Source organism: Devosia psychrophila (assembly GCF_000971275.1).
GTDB lineage: Bacteria > Pseudomonadota > Alphaproteobacteria > Rhizobiales > Devosiaceae > Devosia > Devosia psychrophila.
The window spans coordinates 23,788-37,138 of the sequence record NZ_LAPV01000009.1; the positions used below are offsets into that span (position 1 = coordinate 23,788).

9 protein-coding genes are annotated in these 13,351 nt (G+C 60.4%); 8 read left to right on the plus strand and 1 reads right to left on the minus strand.

Annotated elements, in window-relative coordinates; genetic code table 11:
- Positions 1-104: 104 nt before the first annotated feature.
- From WH91_RS00495 to WH91_RS00510, 4 genes are read left to right on the plus strand one after another with little or no spacing between them, the layout of a single operon-like run.
- Positions 105-1,190, plus strand: a complete 1,086-nt coding sequence (locus WH91_RS00495; protein WP_046169051.1) for an AI-2E family transporter — start codon at positions 105-107, stop codon at positions 1,188-1,190.
- On the plus strand, positions 1,174-1,920 hold the full coding sequence (locus WH91_RS00500; protein WP_046169052.1) for a P-loop NTPase family protein: 747 nt from the start codon (positions 1,174-1,176) through the stop codon (positions 1,918-1,920). Before WH91_RS00495 ends, WH91_RS00500 begins: the two co-directional genes overlap by 17 nt.
- Positions 1,913-4,081 carry an RNA degradosome polyphosphate kinase gene (locus tag WH91_RS00505; RefSeq protein WP_046169053.1) on the plus strand — a complete coding sequence of 723 codons (2,169 nt, stop codon included), beginning with the start codon at positions 1,913-1,915 and terminating at the stop codon, positions 4,079-4,081. Before WH91_RS00500 ends, WH91_RS00505 begins: the two co-directional genes overlap by 8 nt.
- Positions 4,078-5,613 (plus strand): Ppx/GppA phosphatase family protein, encoded by a 1,536-nt coding sequence (locus tag WH91_RS00510; protein WP_046169054.1) that lies wholly within the window; start codon positions 4,078-4,080, stop codon positions 5,611-5,613. The genes WH91_RS00505 and WH91_RS00510 overlap by 4 nt, the downstream gene beginning before the upstream one ends.
- A 41-nt stretch (positions 5,614-5,654) precedes the next feature.
- On the opposite strand, the gene rnd is transcribed toward WH91_RS00510, so the two are convergent.
- Positions 5,655-6,824 carry a ribonuclease D gene (gene rnd / locus WH91_RS00515; RefSeq protein ID WP_046169055.1) on the minus strand — a complete coding sequence of 390 codons (1,170 nt, stop codon included), beginning with the start codon at positions 6,822-6,824 and terminating at the stop codon, positions 5,655-5,657.
- A 200-nt stretch (positions 6,825-7,024) separates the two neighbouring features.
- On the opposite strand from rnd, the gene aspS reads away from it, so the two are divergent.
- The 4 genes from aspS (at position 7,025) to WH91_RS00535 (ending at position 13,281) form a co-directional block, all read left to right on the plus strand.
- On the plus strand, positions 7,025-8,815 hold the full coding sequence (gene aspS / locus WH91_RS00520; RefSeq protein WP_046169056.1) for an aspartate--tRNA ligase: 1,791 nt from the start codon (positions 7,025-7,027) through the stop codon (positions 8,813-8,815).
- A 168-nt stretch (positions 8,816-8,983) separates the two neighbouring features.
- Positions 8,984-10,585: an EAL domain-containing protein gene (locus tag WH91_RS22255; RefSeq protein WP_052952491.1), complete on the plus strand. Its 1,602-nt coding sequence runs from the start codon at positions 8,984-8,986 to the stop codon at positions 10,583-10,585.
- A gap of 102 nt (positions 10,586-10,687) precedes the next feature.
- A complete protein-coding gene (locus tag WH91_RS00530; RefSeq protein WP_046169057.1) occupies positions 10,688-12,994 on the plus strand; it encodes an NADP-dependent malic enzyme in 2,307 nt (768 codons plus the stop codon).
- Complete coding sequence (locus WH91_RS00535) at positions 12,991-13,281, plus strand: Dabb family protein (RefSeq protein WP_046169058.1); 291 nt, start codon at positions 12,991-12,993, stop codon at positions 13,279-13,281. Before WH91_RS00530 ends, WH91_RS00535 begins: the two co-directional genes overlap by 4 nt.
- Positions 13,282-13,351 lie beyond the last annotated feature (70 nt).

Here is a 13,351-nt window from a genome sequence, read left to right on the forward strand (position 1 = left end):
GCAAACGCGTTACCGGAAGACCAAGGCGGTTGCCAATTCCGGAGCCGGAAGCTAGATGGCCTGATAGCTTCTCCACCACACCGACGCAAGGGCTGCACGGCACCATGACGCTACGAAATCAAGTGCTGATCTGGGTAGGGCTATTTGTCGCCCTCGTCCTCATGCTGTGGGTGTTCCGCAGCATCATGCTGCCCTTCGTTGTCGGTGCGGCGCTGGCCTATCTGCTTAACCCGCTGGTCAACCAGTTGCAGAAGTGGCGCTTCAACCGTGCATGGGCGACGACGGTGGTGCTGCTCAGCGTCATCACGATCGTGCTCAGCATATTCTTCATGTTCGTGCCGCTGATCGGCCAGCAGATCATTGGGCTTATCCAGCGCATGCCGGGCTATGTGGCCGATCTGCAAGCCTTGTTCGCGCGCTGGTCGCCCCAGATCAACGAATGGCTTGGCCCTGAACGGGCCCAACAGCTGCAGACCAGCCTCAACGACCTGGCGCGCCAGGCGCTTGGCTTTATCGCCACTATTCCCGGCGAGCTGGTCAATATCGGCATAACCGGCGCCACCGTTATCGGAGTGACGGTGCTAACCCCGGTTGTGGCGTTTTACCTGTTGCTCGATTGGGAAGGCATGGTGCGCGGCATCGAAGGTCTGCTTCCTAAGGAGCATAAGGGCGAGATCAACGCGATCCTTCGCGATATCGACAAGTCCATGGCCGGGGTGATCCGCGGGCAGGGCGGCGTGTTGCTGATCGATGCCGCGTTTTATGCCACGGCGCTGAGCCTGATCGGGCTTAATTTCGGTCTGGTCGTCGGATTGATCGCGGGCCTTCTCAGCTTCGTGCCATTCGTGGGCTTCGTGTTTGGCTTTGGCCTGTCGGTTGGTATTGCGCTGGTTCAGTTCTGGCCGAACTGGTGGATGGTGTTGCTGGTAGCCGGGATTTTCATGTTCTGGCAGTTCATCGAGGGCAACATTTTATATCCCAAGCTGGTGGGCTCGGCGATCAGCATCAATCCGGTCTGGATGATGTTTGCGCTGCTGGCCCTTGGCGCGGTGTTCGGCTTTGTCGGGCTGCTGCTGGCGGTGCCGATGGCGGCCATTGCCTCGGTGCTGGTGCGCTACGGCGTGCGAAAGTACAAGGAGAGCACGCTCTATCTTGGGCGGAACGGCGGCCCCGATGGCAGCGTCGGCTAGTCCCGATATCGGCACGGTCAAAGAGCAGTTGGCGCTTGAGCTGGGCCATACGGCGGCTCAGGGAGAGGGCGATTTCCTCGTTGGTGAAGGCAATGCGCTGGCGCATAGCCGCATCATGGCCTTTCCGCAGTGGTCCGATGCGATCACGCTGCTGACTGGCCCCGCCAAGTCGGGCAAGTCACACCTGGCGCGCATTTTCGCCGACCGCAGTGGTGCGTTGTTTGCCGCGACCACCGACCTCGAAAACCTCGCCACCCAGGGCGGCACCGCGCCGCTGATTATCGAGGATGTCGACCGGCTCGACTATGACGAGGCCGGGCTGTTTCATTTGCTCAATCAGTCGATGCGCGAGCAGCGGCCAATTTTGCTGACGGCGCGGGAAGACGTTGCGAACTGGCCGCTGGCGACCGATGATGTGCGATCGCGGATGCGTCGTGCGGCCGCCTTCACGCTTGAGCTGACCGATGACATCCAATTGTCACAGATGTTCGTGAAGCTGTTCGGCGATCGCCAGATTGCGGTCGATCCGAAAATCATCGCCTATCTGGTGGCGCGCATGGAGCGGTCGACCGAGGAAGTTGTGATTCTCACCGACCTCATGGACCGGATGGCACTCGGCAAGGGGACGGCCATCACCCGCAGTATCGCGGCCGACGCGCTGGACCGCAGGCGGGCGGCGCGCGGCCAGGCAAGCCAAGAACAGGACCGGGAAGTAGAAGACGATGAATGAGATGGGTGAGTTTGCCGAAACCGACGTCTCGGCCACGGATATCGAGGCTCTGCGCAAGAGCCCAGCGCGTTTCGTCAACCGCGAAGTCAGCTGGCTGCAGTTCAACATGCGCGTTCTGGAAGAGGCGGGCAACGTCAATCACCCGCTGCTCGAGCGGCTGCGCTTCGTCTCCATCTCGGCCAATAATCTCGACGAATTCTATATGGTCCGTCTTGCCGGCCTCAAGGGCCAGATGCGGGCTGGCCTGACCAAGCTGAGCGCTGACGGACTGACGCCTGCCGAGCAGATGGAAGAAATTGCGACGCTCGCGCAGCATTTGCAGCTTGAGCAGCAGGACCATTGGCAGGGCTTGCGCGAGGAGCTGTTTGCACAGAATGTGGTGATCCATGAGGCCGATGACCTGACCATCGAGCAGATCAGCTTTTTGCAAAAACTATTCCGCGAAGAGATTTTCCCGGTTTTGACGCCAATCGCCGTCGATCCGGCGCATCCGTTTCCGTTCATTCCCAATCTTGGATTGGCGCTGGCTTTTGAACTGAAGCGTCCGGACAATGATATCTCGCTGACTGCGCTGGTGCGCATTCCCGGCATTCTAGACCGCTTCATCAATCTGCCGAGCGGTCTGGTTTCGGAAGGCCGCAGCGAAGTCGTGACCATCGATACGCTGGTCAAGCTGTTCTTCCACAAGATGTTTCCGGGCCATGAAGTGGTTGGATCGGGTGCCTTCCGCGTCATCCGCGATAGCGAAATCGAAATTGACGACGAAGCCGCCGACCTGGTGGTGGAGTTCGAGTCGGCCCTGCGCCAGCGCCGCCGCGGTCAGGTAATCCGTCTCGAAATCGAAAGCTCGATGCCGCGTGCGCTGAAGCGCCAGATCGGCGAGCAGCTTGGCGTCAAGGAAGCCGATGTATTCGAAGTGCAGGGTTTCCTCGGCCTCGCCGATGCCCGCAAGGTCTGCGACGTCGATCGTCCCGACCTCAAGTTCACGCCATACCATGCGCGTTTCCCGGAGCGCATCCGCGACTATAACGGCGACAACTTTGCCGCCATTCGTGCCAAGGACATCCTCGTGCATCATCCGTTCGAAAGCTTCGACGTGGTGGCGCAGTTCCTGATGCAGGCAGCGCGCGACCCCGACGTGGTCGCCATCAAGCAGACGCTGTATCGCACCTCGGCCGATAGCCCGATCATCAAGGCGCTGGTGCTGGCTGCCGAAGCCGGCAAGTCGGTGACCTGTCTCGTCGAACTCAAGGCGCGTTTCGACGAAGAGGCCAATATCCGCTGGGCGCGCGATCTGGAGCGGGCAGGGGCGCAAGTGGTGTTCGGCTTTATTGAGCTCAAGACTCACGCCAAGCTCAGCCAGGTGGTGCGGCGCGAAAAAGGCAAGCTGGTCAGCTATTGCCATATCGGCACCGGCAACTATCACCCGATTACCGCCAAGATTTATACCGATCTGAGCTACTTCACCATCGACCCGGCGATCACCCGCGACGTGGCCCGCGTGTTCAATTTCATCACGGGCTATGCAAGGCCAACCGAACTCGAAACCATTGCGGTGTCGCCGGTCAATCTGCGCCAGACCTTGCTGAACGACATCGCGGCCGAGATGGAATTTGCCCGCAACGGTCAGGCGGCGAGCATCCTGCTCAAAATGAATTCGCTGGTCGATCCCCCGATCATCGACGCGCTTTACGATGCCAGCCAGGCCGGGGTGAAGATCGACCTCATCGTGCGCGGCATCTGCTGCCTGCGGCCAGGCATTCCAGGTTTTTCGGACAATATCCGGGTCAAATCGGTGGTCGGTCGTTTCCTCGAGCACAGCCGCATCTATTGCTTTGGCAATGGCGAGGCCATGCCAAACCCGCGCACCAAGGTGTATATTTCTTCGGCGGACCTGATGGGCCGCAACCTCGACGGGCGGGTCGAAGTGATGGTGCCGATCCTCAACAGGACCGTGCATAAGCAAATCCTCGACGTTATTCTGGTTGCCTATCTGCGTGACAACCAGCAGAGCTGGGAAGTGCTGCCCGATGGCAGTTCGCATCGCCTGCGTGTTGCCGAGGGTGATGAGCCCTTTAATGCGCAGAATTATTTCATGACCAACCCCTCGCTGTCCGGCCGTGGCAGCGCCGGGGGTGTCGACGACGAGGGTCTGGCTTGAATCAATTCTGGGGCGTCGATGCCGATCCGACCGCGCAGGGCCGCATCAAGGGCGCGAGGCCCGTGGCCGTGCTCGACATCGGATCGAACTCGGTCCGTCTTGTGGTCTATGAACGCCATGCACGGGCGTTAACGCCGCTGTATAACGAGAAATCTGCTTGCGCCCTCGGGCGCGGAGTAGGCCAGACGGGACGGCTTGCTGACGCGAATGTGGCGCAGGCACTCGACGCCATCAAGCGCTTCGCGCTGGTGGCCCGCATGATGCGGGTCGGCAAGGTGCATGTGCTGGCGACGTCGGCGGTACGTGAGGCTGCGAACCGCCAGGAATTCGTCGATGCTGTCGAGGCGCTGATGGAAACCAACGTTAACGTGCTGAGCGGCGAGCAGGAAGCCCATTTTGCGGCGCTGGGAGCCGTCGCGGGCATTCCGGGTTTTATCGGCGTGGTCGGCGATCTCGGTGGCGGCAGCCTCGAATTGTCCAGCATTCGTAATGGGTCAGATACCGATGGCGTTTCATTCGAACTCGGCGTTATCCGCCTGCAGGACGACAGCAAGGGCGCGCCGTCCCGCGCAGCCGTGATCGTGCAGGAGCAGTTGGCCAAATCACGGCTGGCCGAGGTCGAGAAGGGTCTGTCGTTCGCGGCTATCGGCGGTACCTGGCGCTCGCTGGCCAAGCTGCACCAGATCGTTCGCGGTTATCCTTTGCGCATGGTGCAGCACTATGTCGTGCCAGCAGCCGAGATGATCGCCTTCTGCGAAGCTATCGTCGGCGCCAACTCACTCAAGGGCTACGAAGGCTCAGAGAATGTCAGCTCTTCGCGCCGCGAATTGGTGCCGTTCGGCGCCGCGGTGATGCTGGAAGTGCTCAAGGCCGGCCAGTTCGCCGATGTGGTGTTTTCAGCGCTGGGCGTGCGCGAAGGCTACCTATATGGCCTGCTCGACAAGCGCGAACAGGCCATAGATCCATTGATCCAGGGGGCGGAAGAACTGTCGGTCCTGCGATCGCGGTCACCGGCCCATGCCAACGACCTTATCGAATTCACCGGGCAATTCCTGAGCGTATCGGGAACCGCCGAATCCGCCGAGGAGAGCCGGTTGCGCAGGGTGGCCTGCCTGCTCTCCGATATCGGCTGGCGTGCCCATCCCGATTATCGTGGTCCGCAAAGCGTCGATGCCGTGGCCTATGGTTCGCTGAGCGGGGTGGACCATCCGGGCCGGGCCTTCCTCGCGCAGGTCATAGCCATGCGGTATGACGGGCTCAAGAGCAAAACGGCCGCACCGCTGTCGGGTTTGGGATCGCCTGAATTGACCGCTCGTGCCAGGCTGATTGGCGCGCTGTTCCGTGTCGCTTACCCGATGACGGCGGCAATGCCGGGAATCCTGCCGCGCATTCGCTTCGACGCGCAGAATGATGTCTTGTCACTAGTCCTGCCCAGGGACCTGACCTTCCTCGGTGGGGAACACCTGCGCGGCCGACTGGACCAGTTCGCCACTGTGGCGGGGTTCAAGAACTCCGCGGTTCGGGTGGAGTAGCGGCAATCATTGCGTCGATGGCGACCTCCAAATTCGCCGAGTTACTCCGCCGGTGTGGTGTCCTTGATGGCGATCTCGACGACGCCTTTGCGGGTGGCGACGAGGCCGATGCGGCCGTGTTTGATGTCGAGCGCTTTGTCGCCGAACAGCTTGCGGCGCCAGCCTTTGAGGGCAGGGACGTCGGCGTCGTCATCGAGCACCAGTGCGTCGATTTCGTCCGAGGTCGCGAGGATGCGGGCGGCGACGCCATGCTGCTCGGCAACTGATTTCAGAAGCACGCGGATCAGGTCACCGACTGCGCCCTTCGGTGACGGTCCGCGATAGCGCTCCGGCATGATTGGCAGGTCGGTCTTGCTCAGCGCTTCCACATCCCTGAGCAGGACCATGATCTCGCTGGCGGCCGAGCTGCGGCCAAAACCGCGCGGCACGGCGCGGAGTTTTTCGAAGGCATCGGCAGTTAGCGGGCGCTGCTGCGCCAGTTCGAACAACACATCGTCCTTGAGCACACGGCTGCGCGGCTGGTCGCCGTCCTGGGCGCGCTTCTCACGCCAGGCGGCCAGCTTCTTGAGCGCTGCCAGGTCGCGTGGCCGATTGATCTTCATCTTGAGGCGTTCCCACGCCTGCTCGGGCTGCACCACATAGGTGTCGATGCTGCGCAGCACGCCGAGTTCGTCCTCGACCCAATCCCAGCGTTTGGTGGCGTCGACCTGCTTGCGCAATTCGCGGTAAATGTCGCGCAGGTGGGTCACGTCGGCCACCGCGTAAAGCAGCTGCTTTTCCGTGAGGGGACGCACCGACCAGTCGGTAAAGCGCGATGACTTGTCGAGCTCCACATTGGTGATCGAGCGCACCAAGTTGTCGTAGGAGACGCTGTCGCCGAAGCCGCAGACGCTGGCGGCGATCTGGGTGTCAAAAATATTGACCGGTACTTTGCCCGTCATCTTGACGAAGATTTCGATATCCTGACGGGCGGCGTGGAACACCTTGGTGATGTTCGGATTGGCCAAAAGCACAAAGAAGGAAGACAGGTCGAGGCCCGGCGCCAGCGGATCGATTAGTACAGCCTCTTCATCGGTCGCCACCTGGATCAGGCAGAGTTTTGGCCAATAGGTGGTCTCGCGCAGGAACTCGGTATCCACTGTCACAAAATCAAACTTGTCCGCGCGCTCGCAGAATGCAGCGAGCACATCTGTGGAAATTATGAGGTTCATACCGCCGTCCGTCTCAAATTCGTCAATATTCTTCCTAGCAGGTGAACAAGGCCCACTCCAGACCGGAATTGTCGAGTGGATAGGATGAGTTATGCCGACTACGTACGCCGATGGCGTGAAGCGTCCCTTTACCTTGACAAAAACCGGCTCACATGCGCTTTTCCCGCGCAGATTCCGGCCTTTTTCCTAGAGTTTCGACCATGACAACACATCGCTATCGCTCGCATACCTGCGGGGCCCTCACTGCCCAGGAAGCCGGCCAAACCGTGCGCCTCAGCGGCTGGGTGCATCGTATCCGCGATCATGGCGGCCTGCTGTTCATCGATCTGCGCGACCATTACGGCCTGACACAGGCTGTCATCGACCCCGATTCTCCCGCTTTTGCCGCTGCCGAAAAGGTGCGCTCCGAGTGGGTGATCCGCATCGACGGCGAAGTGAAACTGCGCGATGCCTCGGTGGTGAACCCCAACCTGCCCACCGGCACGATTGAGGTGTTCATTCAAGAGATTGAAGTGCTATCGGTCGCCAAGGAATTGCCACTGCCGGTGTTCGGCGATCAGGATTATCCCGAGGATGTCCGCCTGCGGTATCGCTTCCTCGACTTGCGCCGCGAAAAGCTGCATGCCAACATCGTCCGGCGTACCAAGGTGATCGCCGCGATGCGTAACGGCATGACCGAGCAGGGTTTTGCCGAATATTCGACACCGATCCTGACCGCGTCTTCGCCTGAAGGCGCGCGCGATTTCTTGGTGCCGAGCCGCATCCATCCCGGCAAGTTCTTTGCGCTGCCGCAGGCGCCGCAGCAGTATAAGCAATTGCTGATGGTGGCGGGCTTTGACCGCTACTTCCAAATCGCGCCATGCTTCCGCGACGAAGACCCGCGCGCCGACCGCCTGCCGGGCGAATTCTACCAGCTCGACATGGAGATGAGTTTCGTTACGCAGGAAGACGTGTGGAACACCATGACGCCGGTGATCACGGACATCTTCGAGAAGTTCGCGGATGGCAAGCGCGTTACGAAGGAATGGCCGCGGATTCCCTATGACACGGCCATCCGCAAATACGGCTCGGACAAGCCCGACTTGCGCAACCCGATCGAACTTCAGGCTGTGACCGAGCATTTCGCCGGTTCCGGATTCAAGGTTTTTGCCGGTCAAATCGAAGCCGATCCAAAGGTCGAAATCTGGGCCGTGCCGGCCAAGAACAAGGTGGGCGCCGAGCCCATCGGCCGCGCCTTCTGCGATCGCATGAACGCCTGGGCGCAGGGCGAAGGTCAGCCGGGTCTTGGCTATATCTTCTTCAAGGATGGGCAGGGCTCGGGTCCTGTCGCCAAGAACATTGGTGAGGAACGCACTGCTGCGCTCAAGGCTCAGCTTGGCCTAGAAGACGGCGATGCGGTGTTCTTCGTCGCTGGTCGCCCGGAGAAGTTCTACAAGTTTGCCGGCGAAGCCCGCACCAAGGTCGGCACCGACCTAGGGGTGGTCGATACCGAGCAGTTCGCGCTGTGCTGGATCGTCGACTTTCCATTCTATGAGTGGAGCGAAGAAGAAAAGCGCGTCGATTTTGCGCATAACCCGTTCTCAATGCCGCAGGGCGGCATTGATGCGCTGAATAGCCAGGATCCGCTAACCATCAAGGCCTATCAGTATGATGCGGTCTGCAACGGCTACGAAATCGCCTCTGGCTCGATCCGTAACCAACTGCCTGAAACCATGGTCAAGGCGTTCGAACTGACTGGCAAGAGCCGCGACGAGGTCGAAGAGCAGTTCGGCGGCCTTTACCGCGCTTTCCAGTATGGCGCTCCGCCGCATGGTGGCGCTGCCTTTGGCGTGGATCGTATCGTGATGCTGATCTGCGGCGTGCAGAACCTGCGTGAAATCACGGCGTTCCCGATGAACCAGCAGGCCGAAGACCTGTTGATGGGTGCCCCGAGCCCGGCCGCTGCCAAGCAGCTGCGCGAGCTGAGCATCCGCATCAACGTCCAGCCGTAGCGAAAATCATGCTGCAGGAAAGGCGGCGTCCGGAAACGGGCGCTGCCTTTTTGTTTTGTGGCAGCACTTGGCTGGTCGTGCGTTCGCACTCGGTTAATGAGCATTAATGATCCGTTAAAGGCTGAGGGTTACCGATGGAAGGGCAAAGGTCTTTTTCGGATTCGTATCGTGAAGTCGAAATACTCTCATATCCTGACGCTGCTGGGTGCGTTGCTCGCATTCGTACCCATTGTCGCCGTGGATTTCCTGCTGGACAGCTATGTCCGCGTGAGAGAAAAGATCAATACGGAGCAATATGTTCAGTCTGTTAGCTCACAGATTGAAATAGGCGTGACCGACGCGATTAACTCGATGAGACGCATTCTTGCCGAGAGCCCTTCGCTCTGCACTCCTACCTTTATCGCCAATGTGCAGCGAGAGATCGAATCCAGCCTCAATATGAAACAAGTGCTGGTCGAGAACGCCGATGGCGTTCAGTATTGCGATGCCGTTGGCCGAACGGTCGCTTACTCGCCGCTATCGACCAGTTTACCGATACCCGGCCACACCGAAACGATTACCGTAGTTAAGCTCGGTGAAATGGCCATGCCGGCACTCAAGATAACCCAGTCTTTCGGCGAAACACGGCGTGTCTCCGCCTTTGTGCCGCTGGTCGGGCAGACTGAGGGCAGTCTTGCACAGGCCCTCGCCAATGCGGCCATGATGCGCATCCAGCTAACCAATGGCACATCGGTGCTGACCGTCGGAGACTCGGCTGCTTTTGACCGCCGCGACGGCACCACCGAATTCGTCTTCGCTCAGGGCTTTGCCGGCGAGCTGCCGCTGAAGGTGGAATATGCCATCCCGTTTGCCATGGCGCGCGCCAGCTATACCGACCTCGACATCAGTTTCACCATCATTGCCTGCATCATGAGCGCGGCATTCCTGATCCTGTCGCTGAACTACGTGCGCCGCTCCAGGGTGCCGGCCTTCGATTTGGAGCGCGCTATCGCACGAGGCGAGATCAAGCCCTATTACCAGCCGGTGATCAATTTGCGGACCGGGGAGCTGATGGGCTGCGAAGTGCTGTGCCGATGGGAGAAAAAGAACGGCGAGGTTGTGCCCCCGGGTGCCTTCATCGACTATGCCGAAATCACCGGCCTTGCCATTCCGATGACCCTGTCGCTGATGCAGCAGGTCAAATTCGATTTGGGCGACCTTAGTCAGATGATGCCGGGTCTAAAAATTTCTATCAACCTGTTCGAGGGTCATTTCCGCGACGGCAGCATCGTGGAAGATGTGCAGGCGATTTACGGCAACTCCAAAATCGCCTTCCGACAACTGGTGTTCGAGATCACCGAGCGCCATCCGCTTGGCAATTCGCAAGTGGCGCACAGCGTCATTGCTGGCCTGCATGCCTTGGGCTGCAAGCTGGCGCTGGACGATGCCGGCACCGGCCACTCCAACCTAGCCTACATTGGAACACTAGGCTGCGACATCATCAAGATCGACCGCGTTTTCGTCGATATGGTCAAGCCGGGTACCACGCAGGTCCCGGTGCTCGACGGCTTGATAACCATGGCGCGGGACCTCGACTGCGAGATCGTTGCCGAGGGCGTCGAGACCGAGGAACAGGCGCTCTACCTGCGCGCCCGCGGCGTGATCCAGGCCCAGGGCTTTATTTTTGCGCCAGCCCTCAAGGTCGGCCCCTTCCGTGACCTGGCAACGGCGCTGCATGCCTCGTACGAGCCGCGCAATGGCCTGCAGAACGTGGTCGCCAGCGCGGCATGACCCGAGTGCAACTTTAGTTGCACTATCCAACCGACATAGAGACTTTTCATTGTCGTGGTTTGGTGGCACCTACGCTGCCATAAACATGCGAGCCGCACGACTATGCGGGCCAGGAGGACTTCTGTGACGACTGACGTCAACGAACAGCGCAAGGCCCTGCGCGAAGCGGCACTGCATTTCCATGAATTCCCCAAGCCCGGCAAGCTGGAAATCCAGCCCACCAAGCCGCTCGGCAACCAGCGCGACCTCGCCTTGGCCTACTCGCCGGGCGTTGCGGCTCCTTGCGAGGAAATTGCCGCCAACCCCGATAGCGTCTCGCGGTACACCTCGCGGCAGAACCTCGTGGCCGTTATCTCCAATGGCACGGCCGTGCTGGGCCTTGGCAACATCGGCGCACTGGCGAGCAAGCCGGTGATGGAAGGCAAGGCGGTGTTGTTCAAGAAGTTTGCCGGCATCGACGTGTTCGATCTCGAAATCGACGAAACCGACCCGCAGAAGTTTATCGACGCCGTCGCGCCGCTGTGGCCGACGTTTGGTGGCATCAATCTTGAAGATATACGCGCGCCGGACTGCTTCGAGATCGAAGAAACCCTGCGCGCCCGCATGCCGATTCCGGTGTTCCATGATGACCAGCATGGCACGGCGATCATCGTCGGTGCCGCGGTGCTCAATGGGCTGGAGCTCAAGGGCAAGCGGATCGAGGACGTCAAGATTTGCGCCTCCGGGGCAGGGGCGGCCGCCATTGCCTGCCTCAACGTGCTGGTGGCCCTCGGCGCCAAGCATGAGAATATCTGGGTTGCCGACAAGGATGGCCTCGTCACCCACAAGCGCAATGACGTCAACGACAAGTGGCGCGGCCAGTATCGCCGCCAGAGCGAAGCGACCACGCTGGCCGAAGTCATCGACGGCGCTGATATTTTCCTCGGACTGTCGGCTGCAGGCGCGCTCAAGCCTGAAATGCTGGCGAAGATGGCGCCCAAGCCGCTGATCCTGGCGCTGGCCAATCCGAACCCTGAAATTACGCCGGAACTGGCTAAGGCGACGCGTCCCGATGCGATGATCTGCACCGGCCGGTCGGACTATCCGAACCAGGTCAACAACGTGCTGTGCTTTCCGTTCATCTTCCGTGGCGCGCTCGATGTCAGTGCCACGACGATCAACGAGGAAATGAAGCTGGCGGCGGTGCGCGCCATCGCCAAGCTGGCGCATGAGCCGGGACTGGAAGTGTCGCCATCCGGCGCGCCTGCCGTGTTCGGCCCTGACCACATTATTCCCAATCCGTTTGACCAGCGGTTGATCCTGCGCATCGCGCCAGCCGTGGCGCGCGCCGCCATGGAATCGGGCGTTGCCAAAAAGCCGATCACCGACTGGAACGCCTATCAGGACAGCCTGAACCGCTTTGTGTTCCGCTCGGGCCTCGTGATGAAGCCGATCATCGATCGTGCCCAGGGCCAGAACAAGCGCATCGCCTTTGCCGATGGTGAGGACGAACGCGTATTGCGCGCGACGCAGGTGCTGCTCGAAGAGCGCATTGCCCGCCCGATCCTGATCGGCCGTCCGGCGGTCATCGAGCAGCGCATCGAGCGCTTTGGGCTCAACCTGCGTCCGGGCGTGGATTTCGAGATCATCAACCCCGAGGACGATCCGCGCTATCGCGATTATGTCAGCCTGTTCCACTCGCTGGTCGGCCGAAATGGCGTCACACCCGATACCGCACGTCAGGTGGTCCGCACCAATACGACGGTGATCGGAGCGCTCGCCGTCAAGCGCGGCGAGGCCGATGCGCTGATCTGTGGCCTGCAGGGTCGCTACATCAAGCATGTGCGCGACATTCGCTCGATCATCGGCCTGCAGGATGGCGTTGCCGACGTGTCGGCGCTGTCGCTGCTGATCATGCCGCGCGGCGCCTTCTTCCTCGCCGATACCTATGTGAACCCAGACCCGACGCCCGACGAAATCGTGGGCATTGCACTGCAGGCGCGCCATCATCTCAAGCGCTTCAATATCGAGGCCAAGGTGGCGCTGCTGAGCTATTCCAACTTCGGTTCGCGCGATGGCGACAGCGCCTTCAAGATGCGCGAGGCCTATAACAAACTCAAGGCTGTGGCCCCCGACATGATCGTCGAAGGCGAAATGCAGGGCGATCTGGCGCTGAACCAGGAGCTGCGCGAGCGCTATGTGCCCGACAGCGTGCTGGGCGGCGAAGCCAACCTGCTGATCTTCCCGAACCTCGATGCCGCCAACCTTTCGATGACCCTGCTCAAGGAAATGAACAACGCGCTGGCCGTCGGCCCCATCCTCATGGGTCCGAAATCGCCAGCACATATCCTCGCGCCATCAACCACCAGCCGTGGCATCGTCAACATGGCGGCTATTGCGGCCACTGAATCGATCGGAATGGAAGCGTGATCCGTCACACTGTTGTTTTTACCCTCAAGCACGCCGCTGGTTCGGCGGAGGAGGGCGCTTTCCTCCGCGACGCCAAGGTGCTCGCCGCCATTCCGGGCGTCGAAAAGTTCGAGCAGTTGCGCCAGGTCAGTCCCAAGACCGACTATGCCTTCGGCTTCTCCATGGAGTTTGCCGACCAGGCTGCCTATTCGGGCTACAACGAGCACTCCGACCATGTGGCTTTCGTGCGTGACCGTTGGGTGCCGGAAGTCGCGAAATTCATGGAAATTGATTACGTGGCGATTTGACAGGCTAGACTTTGCTCACCTCTTCTTTTGGGGAGAGGTCAGCGCCTCAACCCGATGTTAAACCCTTGTC

Coding starts and splice junctions, on each gene's coding strand:
- WH91_RS00530 (WP_046169057.1), top strand. CDS start 10,688: ATGCGGGCCAGGAGGACTTCTGTGACGACTGACGTCAACGAACAGCGC.
- WH91_RS00505 (WP_046169053.1), top strand. CDS start 1,913: ATGAATGAGATGGGTGAGTTTGCCGAAACCGACGTCTCGGCCACGGAT.
- WH91_RS00495 (WP_046169051.1), top strand. CDS start 105: ATGACGCTACGAAATCAAGTGCTGATCTGGGTAGGGCTATTTGTCGCC.
- aspS (WP_046169056.1), top strand. CDS start 7,025: ATGACAACACATCGCTATCGCTCGCATACCTGCGGGGCCCTCACTGCC.
- rnd (WP_046169055.1), bottom strand. CDS start 6,824: ATGAACCTCATAATTTCCACAGATGTGCTCGCTGCATTCTGCGAGCGC.
- WH91_RS00500 (WP_046169052.1), top strand. CDS start 1,174: ATGGCAGCGTCGGCTAGTCCCGATATCGGCACGGTCAAAGAGCAGTTG.